The following is a 26,388-nucleotide window of genomic DNA, read 5'->3' as shown; positions in this document are numbered from 1 at the left end:
ACGGGGGAATTCTTCCGGACCGTGGTCCGTTTATGCTCTCGGTTGACTTGGAAACAAGACTCGAGAGGGGTTCCGGCCGTGGAACTGGGACTGACGACATTCGCGGAAACTCATCCCGTCGGCGGCGACGGGCCGGTGCCGACCGCGGGCGAGCGGTTGCGGCAGGTGGTCGAGGAGGCAGTGGCCACCGAGCAGGCCGGGCTGGACGTCTACGGCGTCGGCGAGCATCACCGCAAGGACTTCGCCGCGTCCTCGCCGGCCGTCGTGCTGGCGGCCATCGCGTCTCGCACCGAACGGATCCAGCTCACCAGCGCGGTGACCGTGCTGAGCTCCGCCGACCCGGTGCGGGCCTTCCAGGACTTCTCGACGCTGGACGGGATTTCGAACGGGCGGGCCGAATTGATGGCCGGGCGTGGGTCGTTCATCGAATCGTTCCCGCTGTTCGGGTACGACCTCAGCGACTACGACGAGCTCTTCGAGGAGAAACTCGCGCTGCTGCTGAAGATCCGCGAGGAGGAGCCGGTCACCTGGTCCGGCAGGTTCCGCGCACCGCTGACCGACGCGATCGTCTACCCGCGCACCGAGAATCGGCCGCTGCCGGTATGGATCGCGGTGGGCGGCAGCCCCGAATCCGTCGTGCGCGCGGGGCTTCTGGGCCTGCCGCTGGCCATCGCCATCATCGGCGGGCAGCCGGCGCGGTTCAAGCCGCTGGTGGATCTGTATCACCGGGCGCTGGAGGAAGGCGGGCACGAGCCGCAGCCGGTGGCGGTGCACGCGCACGGGTACGTCGCCGACACCGACGAGGAAGCCGTCGAGGACTTCTACGCGCCGTACGCCCGGGCCATGTCCGGGATCGGGCGCGAGCGCGGCTGGGGTCCGATGACCCGGCAGCAGTTCGATGCGCTGCGCTCGCAGAGCGGTTCGCTGTTCGTGGGCACGCCGGACCATGTCGCGGAAAAGATCGCCGGCGTCCGCGACACGCTCGGGCTGGACCGGTTCATGCTGCACGCCAGCGTGGGCACGCTGCCGCACGAGAAGGTGCTGCACACCATCGAGCTGCTGGGCGGAAAGGTGGCCCCGCAGCTCGGATGATCGGCGTCAGTAGTCGGTGAGCTTGGCCTGGAAGGCGATCCGGTCGCCGCGGTAGAGCGAGCGCACGCGTTCGATGGGCACGCCTTCACCGTCCACGCTGCGGCGGTGCAGCAGCAGCATCGGCAGGGCCGTCGTGCATTCCAGCAGGGCGGCCTCGCGCGGTGAGGCGAGGACGGTTTCGATGCGCTCGGTGGCGACCGCGTAGACCACGCCCATGCCGCGGGTGGCGGCGTAGAGCGAGGTCTCCGGGTTGTAGAACTCGCGCAGCACGGCGAAGCGGTCCAGCGGCATCCAGGTGCTCTCCAGACCGATGCGCTCGCCGTCGGCGAGCAGGATGCGCTCCAGATGCATGACCGGCGTGCCGGGCTCGAGCGCGAGGTCCCGGGCGGTGTCCTTGTCCGCCGGGATATCGGTCCATTCGACGAGCAGACGCCCGGGTTTGCGGCCGAACTTGATCGCGCCCTCGGTGTAGGAGCGCAGCGACAGGGGCTGCACCATCTTCGGGCGTGAGACCACCGTGCCGCGGCCCTGACGGCGAATACGGCCTTCCACCAAGAGTTCTCGCACGGCCTGACGCACGGTTTCGCGGGCGACGCCGCAGCGCAGAGCCAGTTCGCGTTCCGAGGGCAGCGGGTCGCCCTCGGAGAGTTCGCTGAGCAGCGCCTCGAGTTCGGCGCGCACGCGGTACGACTTCGGCAGTCGCGCATTCGACGCGGAATCGGTTCCAGCGCCGGGCATTTCGCCCAGCGAACGGCCTGGCTCCACCTGGTCTCCCACCCCGGCAGCCTCCCTCGTGTCCATGGCCCCAGCCTACACAGAATTGGTCTATACCAATTATTAACCTACCGTTTCCACACGAAACACTCGTAGGTCTAGACCATTGCTCAGGATGATTCCCATGCGATTGGTCATCATCGGCGGAGGGATCCTCGGTACCGCCCACGCTCTGGCCGCCATCCGGCGCGGCCACCACGTCATCCACCTGGAACGCGAGGTCGAAGCCCGCGGCGCGACCGTGCGCAACTTCGGTCTGGTGTGGGTATCGGGGCGCAGCGCACACGAATTGGAGCTCACCCTGCGCTCGCGGCAGCTGTGGGAGGAGATCGGCGGCCAGGTCCCCGGCGTCGGCTTCCGCCCGGCGGGTTCCCTCACGCTGGTGCGCTCGGAGAACGAGCTCGCGGTGGCCGAGGCCGCCGCGGCCCACCCGTCGGCCGCCGAACGCGGCTTCGAACTGCTCGACGTCGATCGGGTGCGCGCGCTGAACCCCGCGCTGCGCGGCAAATTCCTTGCGGGCCTGCACTGTTCGACCGATGCCGCCGTGGAGTCCCGGCAGGCGCTGCCCGCGCTGCGCCGCTACATGGAGGCCAGTGAACGCTACGCCTTCGTCGCCGGCACCGAGGCCCGCGCCGTCACCGGCACCACCGTGATCGACGACCGCGGCCGCCGCCACGAGGGCGATCTGGTGCTGGTCTGCCCGGGCGCCGCGCACACCGGCCTGACCCGCGAACTGGTGGGCGACATTCCGGTGCGCCGGGTGCGGCTGCAGATGATGCAGACCGCTCCCCTGGGCGAACCGCTCACCACCGCCATCGCCGACGGCGACAGCTTCCGCTACTACCCGGCCTTCGCCGGCCCGGAACTGGACCGGCTCAATCGTGAAGAGGCGCAGCCGTTCACGGCCGCCCAGCACAAGATGCAGCTGCTGGCCGTGCAGCGCCTGCACGGCGGACTCACCATCGGCGACACCCACGAGTACGACGAGCCGTTCACCTTCGACGTGGACGAGGCCCCCTACGAGCACCTCACCGGCGTGATGGAGGAGCTGCTGGGCCGCAAGCTGCCGCCGATCGTGCGGCGCTGGGCGGGCGTGTACAGCCAGTCCATCGATCCGGGCACCATCGTCACCCGCGCGCAGGCGTCCGACGACGTCTGGGTCGTCACCGGTCCGGGTGGCCGCGGCATGACACTCGGCCCCGCCCTCGGCGAAGAGACCGCCGACCTCCTCTCGCTCTGAGACCTCCTCGATCATCCGAGACCTCCTCGATCAAAGGAATCACCGTGTCCGACAAGCAGATCGAACTCGCCGTCCTCGATATGGCGGGCACCACCGTCGCCGACGACGGGCTGGTCGAGCGGGCGTTCGAGGCGGCCATCACCGCCGCGGGCGTGCCCGCCGAGGGTCCGGAACGCGAGGCGGCCCGCACGTTCGTGCAGGACACCATGGGCCAGTCCAAGATCTGGTGCTTCCGCACCCTGCTCGGCGACGAGGACCGCGCCCAGCTGGCCAACCGCGCCTTCGAGGCCGCCTACGCGGAATTCGCCGAGGCGGGCGTGAACCCGATTCCCGGTGCCGCCGAGGCCATTTCGGCGCTCCGGGCGGCGGGCATCAAGGTGGCGCTGACCACCGGGTTCAGCCGCGAGACCCAGGACAAGCTGCTGACAGCGCTGGGCTGGAACGACATCGCCGATCTGGCCCTGGTCCCCTCCGACGCCGGGCGCGGCCGCCCCTACCCCGACATGGTGCTCACCGCCGTGCTGCGGCTGGAGGCCGACGCCGTGGATCGCGTTGCGGTGCTGGGTGATACGTCCAGCGATATCGCCACCGGCCTGGCCGCGGGCGCGCGCATCGTCGCGGGCACGCTGACCGGCGCGCACACCGAGGAGCAGCTGCGGGCCGCGGGAGCGACCCACGTGGTGCCATCGGTCACCGAATTCGCGCAGCTGTTGCTGGCCGAGCGCGGCTAGAGAATTCCGCCGCCCGGGCGCGCCTTGCCCGGGCGGCGGAGTACCCCCATCCCTTCAATTCCACCCAGTCTTCGACTCGACCGTCCCCTGAACTGAAAGTGCAGTCACCGTGCGTATTTCGAACAACCGCCTCGCACGCAACATCGCCCGCACCGCTCTCATCCTGACCTCCGCCACCGCGGTCGCCTTCAGCCTGACCGCCTGCGGCGGCACCGGCAGCGACTCGAAGGACGGCAAGACGGTCACCGTCTACTCCGTCGATGGCCTCGGCGACTGGTACAAGCCCGTCTTCGAGAAGTTCAAGGCGCAGACCGGCATCACGGTCAACGAGGTGGAGGCCGGCTCCGGCGAGGTCGTCAGCCGGGTGGAGAAGGAACAGTCCAACCCGCAGGCCGACGTCGTCGTCACCCTGCCGCCGTTCATGCAGAAGGCCGACAAGTCCGGGCTGCTGCAGGCCAGCGGCGTGGACACCGGCGCGGTCGCCGCCGCCGACAAGGACGCCAACGGCAAGTGGGTTTCCCTGGCGGGCAACTACCTGTGCTTCATCGCCAACCCGTCGGTCGACGCCGCCAAGCTGACCTGGGACGACCTGCTCAAGCCCGACTACCAGGGCAAGCTGCAGTACTCCACCCCCGGCCAGGCCGGTGACGGCACCGCGGTGCTGGTGCTGCTGCAGCAGCTCATGGGCAAGCAGGGCGCGCTCGACTACCTGTCCAAACTGCAGGCCAACAATGTCGGCCCGTCCTCCTCCACCGGCAAGCTGCAGGCCAAGGTGGACAAGGGCGAGATCCTCATCGCCAACGGCGATGTGCAGATGAACCTGCAGAGCGTCAAGAACGGCTCCAAGTTCAACGTCTTCTTCCCGGCGTCCGCCGACGGCAAGAAGTCGACCGTCTCGCTCCCCTACCTGATGGGCATGGCCAAGGGCGCGCCGCATTCGGACGCGGCCAAGAAGCTGATGGAGTTCCTGCTCTCGGCCGATGTGCAGAAGTCGCTGCCCGACACCTTCGCCATCCCGTCGCGCACGGATCTGGCGAGCGCCCCGGCCACCGGCAACGGTCCGTCCCCGGCCTCGACCATCAAGGACGTGACCGTCCTGCACCCCGACTGGACCTCCGTGCTCGACAACCTCGACGCCGACGTGGCCGCCTACACCAAGGCCACCGGTAGCTAGCGCACGGCGTCAGTCCGATACCAGCCCCAGGAGCAGCAACCATGTCCTCCGCGTTGACGACATCCACGGTGGCCGGCGCGACCACCGACGAACCGGCCATCGTGTTCGACCGAGTCGGAGTCACCTACGGCCGCGGCCGTAAATCCACTGTGGCACTGGCCGATTTCAACCTGCGGGTGGCCGCGGGGGAAACGGTCGCGCTCCTGGGGCCCAGCGGTTCCGGCAAGTCCACCGCGCTCAAGGCGCTGGCCGGGTTCGTCCGGCCCACCTCGGGCGCGGTGCGGCTGGCCGGCCGCGACGTCACCGACCTCTCCCCCGCCAAGCGCGGCATCGGGGTGGTGGTGCAGTCCTACGCACTGTTCCCGCACATGCGGGTGCACGACAATGTGGCCTTCGGACTGAAGGCACATCACGTGTCGCGCAGCGAGATCGGAGCCCGGGTGACCGAGGCCCTGGACATGGTCGGCATGGGCGCCTACGCCAAACGGCTGCCGCGCGAGCTGTCCGGTGGGCAGCAGCAGCGCGTCGCGATCGCGCGGGCGCTGGCCATCCGCCCCCGGGTGCTGCTGCTCGACGAGCCCCTCGCGGCGCTGGACGCGCAGCTGCGCCAGAACATGCTCGGCGAGCTGCAAGAGTTGCGAAAGGCCTTGCCGGACACGGCGATGCTGTACGTGACCCACGATCAGGCCGAGGCGCTCGCGCTGGCCGACCGCATCGCGGTCATGCGCGACGCGCGGCTGGTCGACATCGATACCGCGCACAAACTGTGGCAGCAGCCGGCCACCGAATTCACCGCCTCCTTCCTGGGCGGCGCGAATCTGCTGGCCTGCGCGGTCAAACACGTCTCCGGCACCGCGGCGCTGGTGACCGTCGGCGAACACACACTGCGCGCCGACGCGCCGCCGCCCGGTGTGGGACGCCCGGACTGGGCCCCGAATGCCGACGCCCAGTTGTGCGTCCGGCCGCACACCGTGCGCATCGTGCCGCTCACCGAACGAGATGCGCTGCGCGCCACCGTGATCACCAGCGTCTGGAAGGGCGCTTCGACCCGGTTGCACCTCGATGTGGCGGGCATCCCCGCCGAGCTCACCGCGGATGTCCTGGGCCACACCGAGATCGCGCCCGGCGACCACATCGGCGTGCGCTTCCCCGACCCGGCCGGGGTGCTCATCCCGCCGGGCATCGGCACCGACTCCGCCGCCGACGGCGAGGTCCGCGCATGACCGCCTCCCCGACCCGTCGAGCCACGGGTGAATTCGCCTACGCCGCAGTGACATCGAGCCCGCTGCGGGAGGAACGGCGGACGGTGCCGCGACGGCGCGCGGTGGCCGCCGACGAGGGGTCCGGCCTGTTCGCCGGGGCGACCGGGCCGCGGGACGGGAGGCCGTCGTGACCGCGCTGCTCGAATCTCCCTCCGCGGCAGAGGCTCCCGGGACGCGCGAGCCGGGACGGTCGTGGCGGCCGGTGCTGTGGACACTGCCACCGGTGCTGACGGTGCTGCTGATCGCGGTGTATCCGATCGTGCGGGTGCTGCTGGAGTCGACCGAGACCAAGTCCGGGCGAGGGGTCGGGACCTGGTCGGCGGTGCTGGCCGAAGAGTCGTTCCGGAATGCGCTGATGCGCACCGTGACCATCGCGGTCAGCTCGACCATCGGCTGTCTGCTGCTCGGGACATTCCTGGCGATCGTGCTGGCATTCGTGCCGTTTCCGGGTTCGCAGCTGGTGGGTCGGCTCATCGACTCGGTGCTGACACTGCCGTCCTTTCTCGTGACACTGGCCTTCACGTTCCTGTACGGGACAGCGGGGGCGGTGAACGCGCTCATCAACCAGATCACCGGTGGTACGCGGCCGGTGGTGAACTTCCTCAGCACGCCCTGGGGTGTGATCCTCGCCGAGGTCACCTTCTTCACGCCGTTCGTGGTGCGGCCGCTGCTGGCCGCGTTCGCGCAGCTGCCGCGCGAACAACTGGACGTGGCCTCCAGCCTGGGCGCCTCGCCCTGGCGGGTGCTGGCGCAGGTGGTGATGCCGGAGGCGTGGCCCGCGCTGGCGGCGGGCGGCAGCCTCACGCTGCTGTTGACCCTCAACGAATTCGGCATCGTGCTGTTCACCGGGGCCAAGGGTGTCATCACGCTGCCCGCGCTGATCTACACGCGCGGCATCGTCACCTTCGATCTGCCGGGAGCCGCGGTGCTGGCCTCGGTGCAGGTGCTGCTGTCGCTCGGCCTGTACCTCGGATACCGACTGCTGTTCGCGCGCCTCACCGGTGCGCGGAAGGAGAGCTGAACCATGCTGGTGTGGACCAGGCGCGGGCGGGCCGCGGTGCTCGCCGTGTTCGGGGTCGTGGTCACCGTGGTGTTCGTCGCGCCCATCGCGACCGTGGTGGCGGCGGCACTGGCCGGACGCTGGAACGGCCCGCTGCCCTCGCAGCTGGGGTTCGCGAACTTCTCCCGGGCGCTGTCGGGCGAGCAGTCCGCGAGCCTGTCGGTGAGCCTGCAGACCGCGCTGCTGGCGGGACTGCTCTCGTTGACGCTGGGCACCTGGGCGCCGCTGGCGTCGATGGAGGCGCCCGGGTGGCTGCGGCGGATCACCGACGCGGTGTTCCATGTGCCGGTCGCGGTGCCGTCGGTGGCGATCGGCCTGGGTGTGCTCATCACCTTCAACGAGCGGCCGCTGCTGCTGGGCGGGACCAAATGGATCGTGATCCTGGCGCATACTGTGCTCGTGCTGGCGTACGCCTTCAGCGGGGTCTCCGCGGCGCTGGACCGGCTCGACCCCGGCTACCGGCAGGCCGCCGAATCGCTCGGCGCCGGGCCGGCGCGGGTCCTGTTCCGGATCACCCTGCCGTTGCTGCTGCCCGCGCTCGGCGCGGCGGCGGGGCTGGCCATCGCACTGTCCATGGGTGAGCTGGGGGCGACCATCATGGTCTATCCCGCGACCTGGAAAACCTTGCCGGTGGCCATTTTCGCGGCCACCGACCGCGGCGCGGTCTTCGATGCCGCGGCCAGCACCACGCTGCTGGTGCTGGTCACCCTCCTCGCCCTGGTGATCCTGGGCCGCTTGAAAGGTCGTGCGGCGCTTCGCTGACCGCCGGGTCAGCCTTCGGGTCGACCGCACCACACCGCTGACCGCTGCCAATGAGGGGACGGTCAGCGGTGTCTTGCGTTTATTGCCGGGCGTGGCGGACAGTTGAACGGTTAGGCTCGCCGCATCGTCGGGTTCGTTCGCGTTGTCGGAGTCACTGCTCGGGTGGGGGTAGTTCGTTGGTGGTCGTAGCAGGGTTGTCCGGTGAGTCCTATGACGTGGACAACGAACCGTTCTATGCCGCGGGCAGCCGGTCGGTGCAGTACCTGTGCCGGGATCCGCGTGGGCAGCAGCGGCTCTACAAGCTGTACCGGACTCCGGTCACCGGTCCCGACGCCATCGAATCGGCCAGGCAGGCCATGCTCTTCGGGCGGCAGACCGTCCTCGCCGCCGAGGCCGCCGGCGGATCCACCGGGGACGCCGCCCAGGCGGTGAACTGGCCGATCGATCTGGTGTTGCACGAGGGGGTGCTGGCCGGGACCGTGCTGCCGTTGATTCCCATGGATTTCCTGCAGCAGGACGGGCGGCCGCGCACGCTGGATCAGCTGTGGGCCGCGCCCGGGCAGGTGGCGTCGTATTTCCGGGCCGGACTGGCGATCCGGCTGAGCGACATCGCGCGGGTGCTCGAGGAGCGGCAATTCGTGCACGGGGACCTGTCCGCCAAGAACGTGCTGTGGCAGCCGGCCGCGCCGCTGGCGTACCTCATCGACACGGCCGGGCCGACGACGCTCGACGCGGCCTACGAGCGGTTCAAGGATCGGTACGACCTGGCGGTGCTGGTGTATCGGACGCTGCTGCCGGATGCCGGGGCGGGGGCGCCCGGTCAGCCGTGGCAGCCGTCCGGGGTGCCCGCCGATCTCGATCCGCGGGTGCGGGCGCTGTTCGACCGGGCCTTCGGCAATGGCGGATTCGGGCCGGACGCCCGGCCCTCCGCGACGGAGTGGAGTGACACGCTGCGGGCGGTGTATCTGACGCCCGACGGTGCGAACTATGTGCCCGAGGCGCTGGCGGTGCTGGATCGGCACGCCGGGCAGCAGGCCAGTGCGCCCGCCATTCCGACGGTGGCGTTCGGCTCGCCGACCACGCCGGGTCCACCGGCAGGTTGGTCCGCCCCGCAGCAGCCGGCAGCGTATTCGACTGCACCGCAGTCCAATTCGGCTAACACGGCACTCAAGGTGATCCTCGGCGTCCTGCTGGTGGTGCTGGTCATCGCCATAGCGGTGGGTGCGGTGGTGCTCACCGGCAAGGACTCCGACAAGAACTCGGCCGCCGGCACCTCCACGACGACCACGACCACCACGGCCCCGCCGACCAGCACCACCGCGGGCTTCGACAAGAACACCCTCAACAAGCAGTCCACCGACAAGACCCCGTTCACCGCGGACGCCCTTCTGCCGCAGAGCTTCACCGACAGCAAGGGCGTGATGTTCACCCGCCGCTCCTTCGGGCCCAAGGACTGCGTGTCCAGCAATATGTCGCAGAACGTGAAGACGGCGCTGCAGAACAACAAGTGCCAGCAGATGATGACCGGCGTCTACCTCGACTCCTCCGAGAAGATCCTGACCTCCATCGAGGTCTTCGCCTTCCCCTCCAACACCGAGGCCGAGACCCTTTACAACGGTCTCAAGGGCCAGGACCAGATCTGGGACGTCTGGTGCCCCACCCAGGGCGTCGGCTCCAGCGTCTGCCAGGCCAACACCGACACCCTCTTCAAGGCCACCTACTCCAGCTGGGGCAGCCAGGAATACCGCTACCTCTACGAGTCCTACTCCCTCTACATCAACCTCGCAGTCGACTCCTCCCTCGAACCCAACCTCGAGGCCCCCTCCCGAACCATCCTCAACCTGGTAGGCCCCGACAACTACTGGAAAACCCGCTGACCCCAACCCATCTCAATCGGTGAGCTCGGGATGCCCCGTGCCGCTCGGGATAGATCATCAGCGGGCCAACGGTTTTCGACACTCACGACCGTTGCGGGCCGTTACCCTGGGGTGATGGTGCCTGTGTCGCATGTGGTGGCATTCGGGGTGGCGGCGGTGATCCTGATTGTGATTCCGGGGCCCAATGTGATGTTCGCGGTGGGGCGGGCGTTGGTGCTGGGGCGGCGGGCGGCGGTGTTGTCGGTTGAGATCGGCTGCGGCTGAACGGGTCGGCGCTCCGCCGACAGCGCCGGGTCCGGACGACAAGAATTGGGCCGGTACCCGTTTGGCGGATACCGGCCCAACCTTCTCCGGGTGAGGGATCAACAAGACCCGAAGTCTCAGAGGCCGGCGGTGGCGGCCAGCAGGGTGCGCGAGTAGGTGGCGTCGGTGGCCTCGATCAGGCCGGCGGCCAACAGGTAGGCGGCGGCCATGTCGAGGGCGGAGTGCTGCAGGGCGGTCAGGGCCGCGGTGAACTGGCGACCCTTGTGTTCGAAACCGCGCCGGAGTTGGTGGGCGGAGTCGAAATCCCCGAAGCCGGTGAGGGTGTGGGCATCGCGGCTGCGCTCGATTTGCGGGTCCAGTGTGTCTGCGAACCGCAGGAAGTGTGCGGCACAGGTGCGCGCCGCCCCCACCTCCAGGCGGAACGTGCCGTCCTGGGCCCGCCGATAGAGCTCGGCGACCGTGCCCTCGCCCGTGTTCATGACGAACTCCCTCCCTCGAATTGTGAAACGCCGTATTACACCCGCACTGTTGTGAATCCGCCGCCATGTGAATGAAAAATGGCGTTAATAAAAAACCGCGCGGATGGTTCTGGGGCGCTCCGCGATTTATCCCGGGCGAGCGTGCCGCGCCAGTCGACCACGCGGCACGCCGGGCGGGGCGCCCCGTTGCGCCCGCCGTCTCGGGCGGGCGACGTCCTGCGGTTCGAGCGACCTATTGGTCCGATGGCACGACTCGGCTGACGTCACCGCTGACGATCAACGATTCGGTGGCAATACATCAATTGTGTCAATGCATTTGGAATCATTGTTCTGGTAAACGGCGGCGGCCACCGGCCACGTCGATTACGAGATCAGTGTAGCCGTCCACCAGTTCGGCCAGGTGGTACCAGTGTTTATGGGTGTTGTCACTGGCCGCGCCCTCGTGATCGATCACCTGATTGGCCTCCACCCAGCTCCTGGCCATGCGGTCGACGACCGCGCCCAGGCTCTCGGTGTGCAGCGTGGCGCCGTTGCGGTGTTGCGGCAGTTCCTGTCCCACCCAATCATTGATATCGTCAACGAGTTCACTGCGGCGACAATCGATCTCGCTGACCATCATGGGATCCCGTAGCTGGCCGCGACGTTCGTGCAGTTCGGCGAGAGCGTGCGCCGACCGTAGCAACACTCGATCTTGAAATCGCCTCCCCTGGAAGGCACAGAGCAATTGCGGAGCGGTCGGAAGGACGCCGGCTATCGACATGGTCATCGAGACTCCCTATACGCACCCGACAGCATCACTAATCGCACCAACATGATTGGTCTCCGGATTCAGCTATACCGGTCATCGGATCGGTTGTTCACGAATAGGCTAGCTGGATCATGCTCTTACAAATGCAAGAACGCAATACTGCGTTCTTGCAAGTGCGACAAGGGAAAGGGTTGTCATGGCAGGCAAGCGCACCGTGCTCACCGTCCGTTTGCGGCGGCTCGCCGCGATGCTGCACGAGATGCGCGAGAACGCGCAACTCAGCAAAGAAGTGGTCAGCGCCAAGACCGGCATCAACGTGACCACCCTCTACCGCATCGAAACCGCTCAGGCCAGGCCCCAGCGTCGCACCCTGACGGCCATGCTGGACCTCTACGGCATCGGCGAGCCGCAACGTTCAGATGCCTTGCAGTTGCTGGTGGATGCGCTCCGCCCAGGCATGGCACGGTCCTTCGAGGATGCGGTGTCGGAGGTCTACGGCGCCTACATCAACTTCGAAGCCGAGGCGCTCTCGGCTCGGTTCTTCCAGTCCACCTATATCCCCGGCCTGCTGCAGACCGAGGCGTACGCCAACGCGGTCTACCAGACCACCATGCCCAAGATCTCGGATCAGGTTATCGAGCAACGCATCCGGGCACGCCAGGAGCGGGCCAAGGTACTCACCAAGGACGATCCGCTGGAGCTGTGGGTGGTACTGGACGAGGCCGTCATCCGCCGCCTGGTGGGCGGCCCGGAGGTGATGTTCCAGCAGTTCACCCTGCTGCTGGAGCACACCGAGAAGCGCAATGTGATCCTGCAGATCCTGCCCTTCGACGCCGGCGCGCACCCGGGCATGCTGGGCTCGTTCACACTGCTGGACTTCCCGGACCCCGCGGACCCGGAGCTGGTCTACGTGGAGGGCATCGCCAGCGACGAGCTCATCGAGGGCCACCCGGAGGTGCGCCGCTACGGCGTGATGTTCGATCAGCTCCGGGCCATGGCGCTGAGCCCGCGCGACTCCATCGCCATGATCTCCCAGACCATGGAGGGCCTGGGCGGCTGATCTTCCACCCACCCCAGGGTGGGTTCATCCGCACCCTCGGAGCGGGTTCCGGCAGCACTGTGGTCGCTATCGGCCACGGCACGCGGCGGCGACAGTAGATACATACCGAACGCCACCGCAAGCGCCCCTCCGAGAGGATGATGTTCGATGTGCAAGCCGGTCGAATCGCCCGCCGCCATCGCGATGACCGCCGCCGACTGCGAACTGAGCTACGCCGAACTGGATCGCTGGAGCAACCGCCTCGCGCGCATGCTGCTGCGGCTCGGAGCCCACCCCGGCGCCCGCATCGCGATCGCGGAGACCCCGCAGCTGGAGGCCGCGGTGTCCCGTCTGGCCATCACCAAGATCGGCGCGATTCCGGTGCCGCTCACCACCGAGACCACGGTGGCCCGAGCAGATTTCGGCGTCACCACCAAGGACGGCCGGGAGCTGATCACCGATCCGAGCCGCTGGCTGGTGCTCGACGACCGCTCCACGCTGGTGCAGTACCTCACCGGCTCGGACGCCCCGCTCACCGCGGCGGAACTGCAACCGGCACGGGAGGTTGCAGCCTGACCGTACCGAATCATCATCGCCCGCAGGATGTTTCAGAATGGTTTTCAGCACCCTGTCCTCATCCACCCCTGATTCGTCCGCGGCCTTCGCCCTCTCCGCGGCCCAGCGCGGCATCTGGTTCGCCCAGCAGCTGGCGGGTGACACGCCCGTATCGATCGCCCAGTACGTAGAGCTCACCGGCCCCGTCGACGTGCAACTGCTGGCCGACGCGGTCCGCCGCGCCGGGCGCGAGTTCGGCACCGGCTACCTGCGCCTGATCGAAATCGACGAGCTGCCCTGGCAGCTCGTGGACACCTCGCTCGACGACGCGATCGACACCGTCGACCTGAGCGGCGCGCCCGATCCGGTGGCCGCCGCGCGGGCGTGGATGCACGCCGAGTACACCGCGCCTCTGGACCTGACCCGCGACCGGCTGTGCCTGGTCGCCATGCTGCGCCTGGGCCCGGACCACTGGTACTGGTACTCGCGGTTCCACCACATCCTGATCGACGGCGTCGGCGCGCTCACCATGCTGCAGCGCACCTCCGAGATCTACAACGAGGCCGCCGCCGGGCACGAGATTCCGCCCGGCCGGGCCGAGCCCCTGCAGCGCATCGTGGAAGCCGATGCGGCATACCGGGATTCGGACAAGCTCCAGGCCGACCGGGAGTACTGGCGCGCGCATCTGGCGGGCCTGCCCGAACCGGCGCAGCTGGGCAAGCGCACCGGCGCGGTCGACGCCCACCCCCGCCTGCTCAGCGGTACGCTGCCGGATTCCACGGCGGCCCTGCTGGATTCGCTCACCACCGCCCTGTCCACCAGTCCGGCGCCGGTCGTGGTGGCCGCGTTCGCCGCCTATGTCGGCGCCATGACCGGGGCGGGCGAGATCGTGCTGAGCCTGCCGGTGTCCGGCCGCACCACCGCCGTCCTGCGCCGCTCCGGCGGCATGGTCGCCAATGTGGTGCCGCTGCGGCTGCGTCCCTCCCCCACCGCCACGGTCGGCGATCTCGTCCGCGCCACCCAGGGTGAGCTCACCGCCGCGCTGCGCCGCCAGCGGTACCGGCAGGAGGACATCATCCGCGATCTCGGCTGGGCCATGGACGAGGTGGCGGGCTTCGGCCCGACGGTCAATCTCATGCTCGCCGACACCCGCATCCGCCTGGGCGGGGTCACCGGGCAGCTGCACGTGCTGACCTCGGGCCTCATCGACGACCTGTTCGTGAACGTCTATCCGGGCGGCGGCGGGGAACACACGCACATCGACTTCCAGGCCAATCCGAACCGCTACGACGAGCCCGAGCTCGCGGTGCTGCACGCACGCTTCCTGGAGTTCCTGCACCGCTTCCTGGCCGAAGGCGCCGAGCAGCCGCTGGCGGCGGTGACCGCGCTCTCCGGCACGGAACGCGCCGAACTGGCCCCCGCGCGGGGCCGCGACGGCACCGGTCCCCGCACGCTGCCCGAGATCCTCGCGGCGGGGGCGGGCCGGGACCCGTCGGCCATCGCTCTGCGGGTGGACGGGACCGCGTTCACCTACCGTGAGCTCACCGAGTTCGCCGATCGGCTGGCCCGGGTGCTGATCGCGGCGGGGGCCGGACCGGAGCGCACGGTGGCGATCTCGATCCCGCGTTCCGCGGAGTCGGTGCTGGCCATGTGCGCGGTCGCCCAGACCGGCGCGGCGTTCGTGCCCGTCGACCCCGGCTATCCGATCGACCGCATCGAGCACATGCTCACCGACAGCGGCGTGGTCGCGGGCGTAACGGTGGCGGGTTCCCGGGCGGCCCTGCCGGATCGGGTCGAGTGGCTGGTGCTGGACGACCCGGCGACCGAGAAGCTCATCGCCGCAAGCGATTCCGGTCCGATCACCGACGCCGACCGCGCGCCCCTGCACCTGGACCAGGTCGCCTACCTCATCTACACCTCCGGCTCGACCGGGCTGCCCAAGGGCGTCGCCGTCACCCATCGCGGCCTGACGAATCTGGTCACCGGTTCCGGGGCCGCGTTCGGCGTCGGCGCGGATGCCGTGGTGGCGCACGCGGTTTCGCCGAGTTTCGACATCTCGGTGGAGGAGCTGCTGGTCGCCCTCGCGGTCGGCGCGACAGTGGCCGTGGTGCCGCCGGCCGCCTACGCGGGCGAAGAGCTGGCGCGGGTGCTGCGGCACCTGGAGGTCACCCACCTGAATGTGACGCCGGCCGTCGCGGGTTCGCTGGAACCGGACACGCTGCCGCGGCTGCGCACCGTGGTGGTGGGCGGCGACTCCTGCCCGCCCGAGCTGCCGGTCCGCTGGGCCGGGCGGTGTGTCATCAATGGCTACGGCCCGACCGAGGCCACCGTCACCGCGACCCTGAGCGCTCCGCTCGCCCCGGGCGATCCCATTACTATCGGCGCGCCCTCGCGGGGCATGGGGGCGATCGTGCTCGATCCGTGGCTGCGTCCGGTGCCGCCGGGCGTGACAGGTGAACTGTATTTGTGCGGGCCGGGTCTGGCGCGCGGCTACCACCAGCGCATCGGCCTGACCGCCGAGCGTTTCGTGGCCAGCCCGGTCGCCTCGGGCGCGCGCATGTACCGCACCGGGGACCTGGTGCGGTGGCGCCCGCGCGGCGGCCGCTGGGAACTGGAGTACCTGGGCCGCGGCGACACCCAGGTGAAGGTGCGCGGGTTCCGTATCGAACTCGGCGAGGTGGACGCCGCGGTGGCGCGGTATCCGGGGGTCGAGATGGCGGTCACGGTGGGCGCGACCACGCCCGGCGGTGCGACCGCGCTGGTGTCCTACGTGCTGGCGTCCGATTCGGTGGTCGCGCCAGAGGAGGTGAAAGCCACTGTGGCCCAGTCGCTTCCGGCGCACATGGTGCCGTCGGTCGTGATGGTGCTGCACTCGCTGCCGCTCACCCCGGCGGGCAAGGTGGATCGCCGCGCGCTGCCCAGACCCGATTTCGGATCCGGCCCCCGCGCCGGTCGCGCGCCCGCCACCGAGCGGGAACGCGTGCTCGCGGAGGTCTTCGCCGCGGTGCTCGGGGTGGAATCGGTTGCGGCGGACGACAATTTCTTCGCCCTCGGCGGCGACAGCATCGTGGCCATCCAGCTGGTGGCGCGCGCCAAGGCGGCCGGACTCGGGCTGCGGGCCCGGGATGTGTTCGAGCACAAGACGGTCGCGGCGCTGGCCGTCGTCGCCACCGAGGTGACCGCCCCGGTGGTCCAGGAACTGCCCGGCGGCGCGGTGGGCCCGGTGCCGCTCACGCCGATCGTGCACGCCATGCTCGAGCAGGGCAAGACCTGGCCCAGATTCGGTCAGGCCGTGCTGATTCCACTCCCCCGCAGTGAGGACTTTTTCGCCTCCGGCGCACGGGACACTTTCGCCTCCGGCGAAGCGGACACTTTCGCCCGCGGCGAAGCCGGCCGATCCCGGCTCACGGTCGCGGTGCAGGCCCTGCTCGACCGGCACGACCTGCTGCGCAGCACCCTCACCCACCGGCCCGCGAACGGCGGACGCCCGTGGGAGTGGCGGGTCGGCGCGCCCGGCACGATCGAGGCCGGGGCCCTCATCGATATCGTGACCGCCGCACCCGGCAGCGACGGCGAGGACGAACTCCAGCGCGCGGCCGACCTGCTGGATCCCGCCGCCGGGATCGTGGCGCGCTTCGTGCTCATCGACCGCGAGGACGCCCTGCCACTGCTGTGGGTGGTGCTGCACCACCTGGTCACCGACGGCGTGTCCTGGCGGATCCTGCTACCGGACCTGGCCACGGCCTGGGCGGGCGAGCCGCTCGCGCCGGTGGCGACCTCGTTCCGGCGCTGGGCGCACGGACAGGTCGAGCAGACCCCGGCACGCGCGGCGGAGATCTCGCGGTGGCAGCGGATCCTCACCACACCGGACCCGCGGCTGGGCACCCGGGCCCTGGATCCGGAGCTCGACACCGTGGCCACCATGGGGCAGCTGCGGACCGTCATCGACAGCGATACCGCCACGGCCGCACAGGAACTCATTCCGGCGCGCTTCCACTGCGGACTCGACGACGCCCTGCTCACCGCACTGGCCCTGGCGGCGAGCCGCTGGCGACGCACCCGCCGGACCCTGCTCACCGTGGAGGGGCACGGGCGCGAGGAATCGGTGCTGCCCGGTGCGGACATCTCGCGCACCATCGGCTGGTTCACCAGCGTGTTCCCGGTGGCACTCGACCTCGGCGACCTCGACCTCGACGACGCCTTCCGGGGCGGGCCCGCGGCGGGCGCGGCACTGAAGGCGGTGAAGGAACAGCTGCGGGCGATTCCCGACAAGGGCGTGGGCTTCGGCATGCTGCGCTACCTCGGCACGGGACCCGGCCGACTCGACGATTCGCCCACGCCGCAGATCAGCTTCAACTACCTCGGCCGCACGGGCGCGGGGGTGGAGCATCCGGGCGGCGCGGAAACCCCGTGGGTGCCGGTCAGATTCGCGGCCACCCAGGACGATCGCGCACCGCTGGCGGCGGTCGTCGACATCAATGCCTTCCACACCGCCGCCGGGCTCGAGGTGACGTGGGCCTACGCCTCGCGGGTGCTCACCCCCGGGCAGGTGCGGGAGTTCGCGCAGCTGTGGGGGCGGGCGGTCACCGCGCTGGTGACCCATGCCCGGCACGCCGGAGCCGGCGGGCACACGCCCTCGGACTTCCCGCTGGTCACGGTGGATCAGGCGCAGATCGACGCCTGGGAGCGGGAGTACCCGGACCTCACCGAGGTCTGGCCACTGTCGCCGCTGCAGTACGGACTGCTCTTCCACGCCCGCTACGACACCGACACCGCCGACGGGTACACCGTCCAGACCCGGCTGTCGCTGGCCGGACGGGTCGACGCCGGGCGGCTGCGCACCGCCGCGGCAGCGCTGACGGCTCGGCACGAGGTGCTGCGGGTGGCCTATGTCGAGACCACCGACGGCCCCCGGCAACTGGTGCTCGGCGAGACCGAGATCCCCTGGCAGGACATCGATCTCACCACCATCGAGGAACCGGCCGAGCGGCAGCGGGAACTGGCCCGGCTGATCGCCGTGGACGCGGGCACCCGCTTCGACCTCGCCCGGCCGCCGCTGCTGCGCTTCAGCCTCATACGCACCGAACCCGAGGCGTACACGCTGCTCATGACCAATCACCATCTGGCCCTGGACGGCTGGTCCACGCCGCTGGTGGTGCGCGAGCTGCTGGCCGGGTATCTGGCCGCGGTCACCGGGCACGAGATCGCGCAGGCTCCGGCACACTCGTATCGCGAATTCCTGGCCTGGCTCGACCAGCAGGACGATGCCGCGTCCCTGGCGGCCTGGACCGAGGCGCTGGCCGGGGTCGACGCGCCGACCCGCGCGGTGCCCACCCTCGCGGGCATCACCTCGACCGAATCCGGCATGGTCTCGGCCGAATTCAGCGCGGCGCGACTGGAACGGCTGACCGACACCGTGCGCACCGCCGGGGCCACGGTGAACACCGCCGTGCAGGCCGCGTGGGCGCTGCTGCTGACCATGCTCACCGGCCGCACCGATGTGGTGTTCGGCGGCACCGTCTCCGGGCGGCCGCCGCAGCTGGCCGGCGTCGAGGAGATGGTCGGGCTGTTCATCAACACCCTGCCGGTGCGGGTGCGGCTGGATCCCGGTGAGCGTGTGGGCGATCTGCTGGCGCGGGTGCAGGCCGAGCAGGCGCGACTGCTGGACCACCAGCACGTCGGGCTGGCCGCCATCCACCGGGCGGTCGGGCTGCCCGAGCTGTTCGACACCCTCACCGTCTTCGAGTCCTATCCCATCGATCGCGAAACCCTCTCGCGCGCACTGGATATCGCGGGCATGCGGATCCTGGACGTATCCGGCACCGACGCCACCCCCTACCCGCTGAACCTCATGGTGATCCCGCAGCGCGCCGCAGACGGCAGCGAAAGCCTCACCATCACCGTCAAATTCATGGCCGACGAACTGCCCGAGGCCGCCGCGCGCCGGCTGCTCGACCGGTTCGTACTGCTGCTCGACCAGATCGCCGACCATCCCGGGCGCCGCACCGCGCAACTACAGCACTGCGATCCGATCGAACGCACCCAGCTGCTGCCCGTCCGCGGCGGCCCGCCCACCCCCCTGCGCACCCTGCCCGACATCCTGGCCGCGGGCGCGCGTATCAATCCGGACGGTATCGCCCTCGGCTCCGGCGCCCTCAGCATGACCTACCGCGACCTCGACGCCTGGTCCAACCGCTTCGCGCGAGTCCTGTTGCGGCGCGGGGTCGGCCGCGAGAGCTTCGTGGTGCTGGCCCTGACCCGGTCGGTGGAATCCGTGGTGGCGGTGTGGGCGCTGGCCAAGACCGGGGCGGCGTTCCTGCCGCTGGACCCCAGCTATCCGGTCGAGCGCATCGAGCACATCCTGAGCGACTCCCGCGCGCCCATCGGGGTGACGGTGTGCGCGGTCGGCGACACCCTGCCCGGCAGCATCGACTGGCTGCTGCTCGACGACCTCAACACCATCCGGCGGGTCATGACGGTGTCCGACGCGCACATCACCGACGCCGAACGCGGCGGGCCCATCAACCTCGCCCAGACCGCCTACCTCATCTACACCTCCGGCTCGACCGGCAAGCCCAAGGCGGTGCTGCTGAGCCATCGCGGGCTCGCCAATCTCGTTGCGTCGCAGCAGAGTCTGCTGGACCTGGACGAGACCTCCAGTACCCTGCAGGTGGCCTCGCCCAGCTTCGACGCCTCGGTGCACGAACTGCTCATGGCACATGGCGCGGGCGGGCGGCTGGTCATCTCGCCGCCGGATGTGTACGGCGGCAGCGCACTCGAGGAACTGCTGCGCACCGAAGGGGTGACACACGCGGTCATCACGCCGTCGGTGCTGGCCACCATGAATCCGGCGGGACTCGACGAACTCGGCTGCCTGTCGGTGGCCGGCGAAGCGGCCGGGCCCGAACTGGTGGCCGCCTGGTCCACCGGGCGGCGCCTGGTGAATCTGTACGGCCCTACCGAATTCAGCGTGTGGGCCACCGGACCGGGTGAGCTGCTGGCGGGGGAACCGATCACCATCGGCGCGCCCATTCGCGGCGCGGCCGCCCTGGTGCTCGACGGCTGGCTGCGGCCGGTGCCCATCGGGGTGACCGGGGAGCTGTATCTGGCCGGGCCCGCACTGGCCCGCGGCTACTTCAACCGATTCGGGCTCACCGCCGCCCGTTTCGTCGCCAACCCGCACACCGCGCCCGGCGCGCGCATGTACCGCACCGGGGACATGGTGCGCTGGGTGGAGGTCAAGACACCCGACGGCGCACAGCTGGAGCTGGAATACCTGGGCCGCAGCGATTTCCAGGTCAAGATCCGCGGCCTGCGCATCGAACTCGGCGAGATCGACGCGGTGCTGGCCGCCGACGAGCAGGTCGACTACGCCGCCACCCTGGGCTGCCCCGGCCCGGGCGGGCAGACGGTGCTGGTCTCCTATGTGGTCCCCGCGGCCGGGCACACCCTCGACACCGAACTGCTGCGCACTCGCGTCGCCGCCGCGCTGCCGGGCTACATGGTGCCGAGCTTCCTGATCGCACTCGACGACGTGCCGCTGACCCCGGTCGGCAAGCTCGACCGGAATGCGCTGCCCGCACCGGATTTCGCGACCCTCGACCAGCGCTACCTGGCCCCGCGCACCGCCGTCGAAACGGCCGTCGCCCAGGTCTTCGCCGACGTCCTCGACGCCGAGCGCGTCAGCATCGACCGCTCGTTCTTCGACCTCGGCGGCAACTCGCTCACCGCCACCCGCGTGGTGGCCCGGGTGAACGCCGCCCTCGGCGCCACCATCGCCCTGCGCGACCTCTTCGACGCGCCCACCGTCGCGCAACTGTCGTCCCGCATCGTGCCCGGCACCGAGGCTCACGGTCTGCCGGCACTGGCCCCTCGCATCCGCCCGGACCGAATCCCGTTGTCCCCGGCACAGCAACGGATGTGGGTCCTCAACCGCTTGGACCCGGCCTCCGCCGCCTACAACATCACCGCGGCCCTGCGCCTGACCGGCGAGCTGGATATGGAGGCCCTGCGCGCGGCGGTCGCCGACGTGGTCGCCCGGCACGAATCGCTGCGCACCATCTACCCCGCAGACGCCGACGGCCCCCGCCAAGTGGTGCTCGGCGCCGAAGCGGCCGCGCCGCAGATCAGCTTCGCCGAGACGGACGACGGCCCGGACCTGCGCGCGGCCATTGCCGAAAGCACCGGGGCGGGTTTCGATCTCACCCGCGAAGCCCCGCTGCGGGTCCGCGTGCTCCGGCTGATCGACCCGGCCGAGGTCCACGTGGTGGTGCTGGTGGTGCACCACATCAGTGCGGACGGGGCCTCCATGGCACCGCTGGCCACCGACCTGGTGACGGCGTATCTCGCGCGCAGTGGCGGCGCGGAGGGTGAGCGGCCGCCGTTGCGGGTGCAGTACGCCGATTATTCGATCTGGCAGCGGGAACTGCTGGGCGACGAGACGGATGCGGAATCCCGTGCCGCGCAGCAGATTCGGTACTGGAAGGACCGGCTGGCGGCGACGCCCGACGTGCTGGAGCTGCCGACCGACCGGCCGCGACCGGCCGTGCAGAGCCTGCGCAGCACGGATCTGGAGTTCCGGCTCGACGCCGGATTGCACAGTGCACTCACCGAATTGGCGGCCGCGACCGACACCAGCCTGTTCATGGTGTTGCACGCGGCGCTGGCGGTGCTGCTGTCGCGGCTGTCCGGCACGCCCGACATTGTGATCGGGACCGCCGTGGCCGGGCGCGGCGAGGCGGCCCTCGACGACCTGGTCGGCATGTTCGTGAACACGCTCGCCCTGCGCACACCCGTGGATCCCGCCATGGGGTTCCGGGAGTTCCTGGCACAGGTGCGGGCCACCGATCTGGATGCCTTCGCGCACGCGGAGGTGCCGTTCGAGCGGCTGGTGCAGGTCCTGGACCCGCCGCGGTCGACGGCCCAGCATCCGCTGTTCCAGGTGTCGTTGTCGCTGCAGAACTTCCAGCCACCGACCGTCGAATTCCCCGGGTTGCGAGTGACGGTGGAACCCATCGAGCGGGACGCGTCGCAGTTCGACCTGACCTTCGACCTGCGCACCCCGCTGCCCGGCACCGAGGCAGCCGGACTCGAGGGCACACTCACCTTCGCCACCGACCTGTTCGACGAGGCCACCGCCGCGCGGCTGGCGACCAGGTGGCAGCGGATCCTCACCGCAGCCACCGCCGACCCCGCGGTCCGGCTGTCGGATATCGACCTGCTCGACGCCGCCGAACGGACCGCGCTGGTGCCGCTGCGCGGCCCGGGGCACGTACGGATCACGACACTCGCCCAGGTCTTCCGGGACGCCGCCACCGCCCACCGCATGTGCCCGGCCATCATCGTCGACGGGCGCGCGGTGTCCTACCGCGAGCTGGACACCGCCTCCCAGCGTCTGGCCATGCAGCTCTCGGCCGCCGGAGCCGGATCGGAAACGATTGTGGCACTGGCCCTCTCACGCGGCGTCGAGCTGATCACCGCGATCTGGGCCTGCGCCAAGGCCGGGGCGGCCTTCCTGCCGATCGACCCGCGTCACCCCCTGGACCGCATCGATCACATGCTGACCGACTCACGCGCGGTGCTCGGGCTCACCACGAGCACCCACCGGCCGCTGCTGCCCGACACCGTCGGCTGGCTGGTGCTCGACGATCCCGCCGCCTCCAGCGTGCGGATCACAGTGGGGCAGGGCCGGATCCGCGCCATGACCACGTACCCGGATCAGCCCGCATGGCTCATCTACACCTCCGGGTCCACCGGCACACCCAAGGGCGTCTCCGTCTCCCATCGCGGCATCGCCGACCTCGTGCGGGCCCAGCGGGAACTGCTGGGCCTCGGTGAGCACTGCCGCGTACTCCAGGTCGCCTCACCGAGTTTCGACGCGTCGGCCTTCGAGGCGCTCATGGCCTTCGGTTCCGGCGGCACCGCCGTGGTCGCCCCGCCCGATGTCTTCGGCGGCGCGCCGCTGTCGGATCTCATTGCGGCACAGGGCGTCACACACCTGGTCATCACGCCCTCCGCGCTGGCGACCCTGGACCCGGAGGCGGTGTCCAGCGTGCGGGTGCTGGCCGTGGCGGGCGAGGCCATCGGCCCGGACCTGGTGGCCCGGTGGTCGAGCGGGCGCACGCTGGTCAACCTCTACGGGCCCACCGAATTCACCATCTGGGCAACGGCTTCCGAACCCCTGACCGCCGGGCAGCCGGTCACCATCGGCACTCCGATTCGCGGTGCGGGCGCCCTCGTCCTCGACGACCACCTGCGCCCGGTGCCGATGGGCGTCGCCGGGGAGCTGTACCTGGCCGGACCGGCCCTGGCCCGCGGCTATCAGGCGCGCCCGGGTCTCACCGCGGCCCGCTTCGTCGCCGACCCGTACGGGCGGCCCGGTGAACGGCTCTACCGCACCGGCGATCTGGTGCGCTGGACCGGCTACCTCGACAAGCCGCGCCTGGAGTACCTGGGCCGCACCGACTTCCAGGTCAAGGTACGCGGCCAGCGCATCGAACTCGGCGAGATCGATGCCGCGCTGTCCGCCGCCGAGGGCGTCGAATTCGCCGTCACCCTGGGCGTTCCCGGACCCGGCGGCGCCACCGCGCTGGCGGCGTATCTGCTGCCGGAGCCGGGGCGCGAGATCGATCTGGCCGCCGTGCGCGCCCACGCCGCCGACCGGCTGCCCGGTTATATGGTGCCGACCGCGTTCGTGGTGCTCGACGCCATCCCGCTCAATGCCGTCGGCAAGCTCGACCGGAAGGCGCTGCCGGCGCCCGTGTTCGAGGCCGCGACCGAATACCGGGCACCGAGCACCGAGCTGGAAACCGTGCTCGCCGAGCTCGTCGCCGAACTGCTCGGCCGCGACCGGGTCGGCGTGCACGACTCGTTCTTCGCTCTCGGCGGCGACAGCATCCTCGCCATCCAGCTGGTCTCCCGCGCCCGGCTGCGCGGCATCGAACTCACGCCCTTGCAGATCTTCGAGCATCGCACCGTCGCGGCGCTGGCCGCGTTCGCGGCGGCCGCGGGCGAGACCGTCGTCCTCGAGGAGCTGCCCGGCGGCGGAGTCGGCGAGCTGCCGCTCACCCCCATCGTGCGCTGGATGCTCGAACGCGGCGGCGACCACCGCAGATTCGCGCAGACCGCGGTGCTGGAACTGCCGCAGGGCATCGGGCGCGACCAGCTCGTCGCCACCGTCACCGCCGTCGTGGACCACCACGACGCACTGCGCGCCCAGCTCGCCTACGCGGACGGCGACTGGCGAATGAGCATCCGCGAACCCGGCGCGATCGATGTCGACACGCTCCTGCATCGCATCGAATTCGACACCGCCGACGCCGTCGAACTGCGCGAATACGCCGTTACCGAACTGGATTCCGCGCTCGGCCGCCTCGATCCGGCCACCGGGACCGTGCTGCAGCTGGTGTGGCTGGACCCGGCCCCGGGCAGCCCCGCCGACCGCCGCGGCCGCCTCATCCTGGTGGCCCACCACCTGGTCATCGACGGCGTATCCTGGCGCATCCTCATCCCCGACCTGATCGCCGCCTGGGCGCAGATCAGCGCGGACACGCCACCGATCCTGCCGGAGACCGGCACCTCCCTGCGCCGCTGGGCGCACGCGCTCGAGGAAGCCGCGCAACGCGAAACCCGCACGGCCGAACTGGATTACTGGCGCGAGGTGGCCGCCACCCCCGACCCGCCGATCGGGCCGCGCGCGCTCGATCCCGCCGTCGACCGGGTGCCGGCCGTCCGCACCGTCGAGGTCGAGCTCGATACGGACGTCACCACAGCCCTGCTCACCACCCTGCCCGCACTGTTCGACGGCACCGTCGAGGACACCCTGCTGGCCACGCTCACCCTGGCCGTCATGCGCTGGCGCGTGGAACCCGGAGACGCGGTGCTGATCCGCCTCGAAGGGCACGGGCGACAGCAGGAAGTCGTTCCGGGAACCGATCTGTCCCGCACCATCGGCTGGTTCACCACCGTGTACCCGGTGCGACTCGCCCTGTCCGACATCCCGATTCGCGACGCCTTCGCCGGCGGACCGGCCATGGGTACGGCCATCCGGGCGGTCAAACACCAGCTGATGTCCGTGCCGGACAAGGGCATCGGCTACGGCATGCTGCGCTACCTCAACCCCGAGACCGCCGCCGACCTGCCCGACCGGGTGCCCGGCCGCATCGGCTTCAACTACCTCGGCCGCTACGCCACCGCCGACATTCCGGCCGGGCTCGAAGATCTCGGCTGGCTGCCCACCGACGAGTTCGGCGACCTGCACGCCACCGAGCACGCCGATGTGCCCGTCACCGCCGAGATCGAGATCAATGCCGTCGTGGTCGGGGACCGCCTGCAGGCCGCCTTCACCTTCCCCGAAACCCTGCTGCCCCGCCACGAGATCTCCATGCTGGCCCACCTGTGGACCGACGCGCTCGCCGCCGCAGCCTATTTCGCCACCTCGCCGGCCGCCGAGCTCGCCGCCGAGGCCGAACGCCAGTATCTGCGCGACCAGCAGGCCGCGGCCGAACTCGCTGCCATCCGGGCGGATTCGCCGCCGGGCCTCGGCCTGGACGTGGTGCTGCCGATCCGGCCCGGCGGTGACGAGCCCGCCCTGTTCTGCATCCATCCGTCCTCCGGCATCGCGTGGACCTACCTCGGCCTCGCCGACACGTTGAACCCCGGCCGTCCCATCTACGGCCTGCAGGCCCCCGACCTGTCCGGCGAACCGCACGCCCGCAGCATCGCCGACTTCGCCGCGCGCTACGTGGCCGAAATTCGCCGACTGCAACCGCACGGCCCCTATCATCTGCTCGGATGGTCCTTCGGCGGCCTGATCGCACACGCAATGGCCGCCCAGCTGGAGGCAACCGGAGACGAGGTCGGCACCCTGGCCCTGCTCGACGCGGACAGCACCGATATCGACGGTGACAGCATCGACACACTCACCGCCGGCTCCTTCGTCGCGGCCTTCGGCTCGGTCTTCGGGATCACCGACATTCCCGCCGACACCAGCGCCGAACAGGCCGCGGCCGTGATCCGCGACCGCATGGGCGGCGTCAGCCTGGTCGACGCCCAGACCCTGGAACGCATGGCCGCCTCCTACAACGCCTCCGCCGCCACCCGCACCGGCTACCAGCGGCCCGTATTCCACGGCGACGCACTGTATTTCAGCGCCACCGTGCACACCTCCGACATCTTCGGGCCCGCCGGCTGGCGACCCTGGATCACCGGGACCATCAGCAACCACGACATCGACGTCAGCCACGACGAACTCACCGCACCGCACGCGCTCGCGGCCATCGCACGCATTCTCGACGCACATCTGGGAGGGACGCCGTGAACACCGACAGTGG

15 protein-coding genes and 1 pseudogene are annotated in these 26,388 nt (G+C 70.1%); 13 read left to right on the top strand and 3 right to left on the bottom strand.

Going from position 1 to position 26,388, the window contains the following annotated elements:
* Window positions 1-78: 78 nt before the first annotated feature.
* A complete protein-coding gene (locus tag ACQP1O_RS10455) occupies window positions 79-1,092 on the top strand; it encodes an LLM class flavin-dependent oxidoreductase (protein WP_433565618.1) in 1,014 nt (337 codons plus the stop codon).
* Between the two features lie 6 nt (window positions 1,093-1,098).
* Here the strand turns inward: ACQP1O_RS10455 and ACQP1O_RS10450 are convergent, their stop codons facing one another.
* On the bottom strand, window positions 1,099-1,830 hold the full coding sequence (locus tag ACQP1O_RS10450; protein ID WP_433567642.1) for a GntR family transcriptional regulator: 732 nt from the start codon (window positions 1,828-1,830) through the stop codon (window positions 1,099-1,101).
* 160 nt (window positions 1,831-1,990) lie between these two features.
* On the opposite strand from ACQP1O_RS10450, the gene ACQP1O_RS10445 reads away from it, so the two are divergent.
* The 9 genes and pseudogenes from ACQP1O_RS10445 to ACQP1O_RS10405 all read left to right on the top strand — a co-directional run.
* Window positions 1,991-3,106 (top strand): TIGR03364 family FAD-dependent oxidoreductase, encoded by a 1,116-nt coding sequence (locus ACQP1O_RS10445; RefSeq protein WP_433565617.1) that lies wholly within the window; start codon window positions 1,991-1,993, stop codon window positions 3,104-3,106.
* A gap of 44 nt (window positions 3,107-3,150) precedes the next feature.
* Window positions 3,151-3,837 carry a phosphonatase-like hydrolase gene (locus ACQP1O_RS10440; RefSeq protein WP_433565616.1) on the top strand — a complete coding sequence of 229 codons (687 nt, stop codon included), beginning with the start codon at window positions 3,151-3,153 and terminating at the stop codon, window positions 3,835-3,837.
* Window positions 3,838-3,946: 109 nt separating this feature from the next.
* Window positions 3,947-5,011, top strand: a complete 1,065-nt coding sequence (locus ACQP1O_RS10435) for a 2-aminoethylphosphonate ABC transporter substrate-binding protein (RefSeq protein WP_433565615.1) — start codon at window positions 3,947-3,949, stop codon at window positions 5,009-5,011.
* Between the two features lie 41 nt (window positions 5,012-5,052).
* A complete protein-coding gene (locus ACQP1O_RS10430) occupies window positions 5,053-6,234 on the top strand; it encodes an ABC transporter ATP-binding protein (protein ID WP_433565614.1) in 1,182 nt (393 codons plus the stop codon).
* Complete coding sequence (locus tag ACQP1O_RS10425) at window positions 6,231-6,404, top strand: hypothetical protein (RefSeq protein WP_433565613.1); 174 nt, start codon at window positions 6,231-6,233, stop codon at window positions 6,402-6,404. The genes ACQP1O_RS10430 and ACQP1O_RS10425 overlap by 4 nt, the downstream gene beginning before the upstream one ends.
* Window positions 6,401-7,294, top strand: a complete 894-nt coding sequence (locus ACQP1O_RS10420) for a 2-aminoethylphosphonate ABC transporter permease subunit (RefSeq protein WP_433565612.1) — start codon at window positions 6,401-6,403, stop codon at window positions 7,292-7,294. The genes ACQP1O_RS10425 and ACQP1O_RS10420 overlap by 4 nt, the downstream gene beginning before the upstream one ends.
* Before the next feature lie 3 nt (window positions 7,295-7,297).
* On the top strand, window positions 7,298-8,095 hold the full coding sequence (locus ACQP1O_RS10415; protein WP_433565611.1) for an ABC transporter permease subunit: 798 nt from the start codon (window positions 7,298-7,300) through the stop codon (window positions 8,093-8,095).
* A 176-nt stretch (window positions 8,096-8,271) separates the two neighbouring features.
* Window positions 8,272-9,972: a hypothetical protein gene (locus ACQP1O_RS10410; protein WP_433565610.1), complete on the top strand. Its 1,701-nt coding sequence runs from the start codon at window positions 8,272-8,274 to the stop codon at window positions 9,970-9,972.
* Window positions 9,973-10,086: 114 nt separating this feature from the next.
* Window positions 10,087-10,218 (top strand): annotated as a pseudogene (locus tag ACQP1O_RS10405) (LysE family translocator); the annotation flags it as partial.
* 134 nt (window positions 10,219-10,352) lie between these two features.
* Here ACQP1O_RS10405 and ACQP1O_RS10400 read toward each other — a convergent pair.
* Window positions 10,353-10,715 (bottom strand): hypothetical protein, encoded by a 363-nt coding sequence (locus tag ACQP1O_RS10400; protein WP_433565609.1) that lies wholly within the window; start codon window positions 10,713-10,715, stop codon window positions 10,353-10,355.
* 322 nt (window positions 10,716-11,037) lie between these two features.
* Window positions 11,038-11,397 (bottom strand): DUF4254 domain-containing protein, encoded by a 360-nt coding sequence (locus tag ACQP1O_RS10395; RefSeq protein WP_433567641.1) that lies wholly within the window; start codon window positions 11,395-11,397, stop codon window positions 11,038-11,040.
* A 262-nt stretch (window positions 11,398-11,659) separates the two neighbouring features.
* On the opposite strand from ACQP1O_RS10395, the gene ACQP1O_RS10390 reads away from it, so the two are divergent.
* The 3 genes from ACQP1O_RS10390 to ACQP1O_RS10380 all read left to right on the top strand — a co-directional run bounded on the left by ACQP1O_RS10390 (window position 11,660) and on the right by ACQP1O_RS10380 (window position 26,375).
* Window positions 11,660-12,523: a helix-turn-helix domain-containing protein gene (locus tag ACQP1O_RS10390; protein WP_379386563.1), complete on the top strand. Its 864-nt coding sequence runs from the start codon at window positions 11,660-11,662 to the stop codon at window positions 12,521-12,523.
* A 147-nt stretch (window positions 12,524-12,670) separates the two neighbouring features.
* Window positions 12,671-13,078: an AMP-binding protein gene (locus tag ACQP1O_RS10385; RefSeq protein ID WP_433565608.1), complete on the top strand. Its 408-nt coding sequence runs from the start codon at window positions 12,671-12,673 to the stop codon at window positions 13,076-13,078.
* A gap of 37 nt (window positions 13,079-13,115) precedes the next feature.
* A complete protein-coding gene (locus ACQP1O_RS10380; RefSeq protein WP_433565607.1) occupies window positions 13,116-26,375 on the top strand; it encodes an amino acid adenylation domain-containing protein in 13,260 nt (4,419 codons plus the stop codon).
* The last annotated feature ends 13 nt before the right edge of the window (window positions 26,376-26,388 follow it).

The sequence above is a fragment of the Nocardia sp. CA-151230 genome, assembly GCF_050942175.1.
Taxonomy (GTDB): domain Bacteria; phylum Actinomycetota; class Actinomycetes; order Mycobacteriales; family Mycobacteriaceae; genus Nocardia.
The sequence above is the reverse complement of the archived record's forward strand: the minus strand, read 5'-3'. Positions and strand labels throughout refer to the sequence as shown.

Excerpts from the sequence above, each read along its gene's own strand:
- ACQP1O_RS10450 (WP_433567642.1), bottom strand. The coding sequence starts at position 1,830 with ATGCCCGGCGCTGGAACCGATTCCGCGTCGAATGCGCGACTGCCGAAG.
- ACQP1O_RS10445 (WP_433565617.1), top strand. The coding sequence starts at position 1,991 with ATGCGATTGGTCATCATCGGCGGAGGGATCCTCGGTACCGCCCACGCT.
- ACQP1O_RS10430 (WP_433565614.1), top strand. The coding sequence starts at position 5,053 with ATGTCCTCCGCGTTGACGACATCCACGGTGGCCGGCGCGACCACCGAC.
- ACQP1O_RS10425 (WP_433565613.1), top strand. The coding sequence starts at position 6,231 with ATGACCGCCTCCCCGACCCGTCGAGCCACGGGTGAATTCGCCTACGCC.
- ACQP1O_RS10415 (WP_433565611.1), top strand. The coding sequence starts at position 7,298 with ATGCTGGTGTGGACCAGGCGCGGGCGGGCCGCGGTGCTCGCCGTGTTC.
- ACQP1O_RS10400 (WP_433565609.1), bottom strand. The coding sequence starts at position 10,715 with ATGAACACGGGCGAGGGCACGGTCGCCGAGCTCTATCGGCGGGCCCAG.
- ACQP1O_RS10390 (WP_379386563.1), top strand. The coding sequence starts at position 11,660 with ATGGCAGGCAAGCGCACCGTGCTCACCGTCCGTTTGCGGCGGCTCGCC.
- ACQP1O_RS10385 (WP_433565608.1), top strand. The coding sequence starts at position 12,671 with ATGTGCAAGCCGGTCGAATCGCCCGCCGCCATCGCGATGACCGCCGCC.
- ACQP1O_RS10380 (WP_433565607.1), top strand. The coding sequence starts at position 13,116 with ATGGTTTTCAGCACCCTGTCCTCATCCACCCCTGATTCGTCCGCGGCC.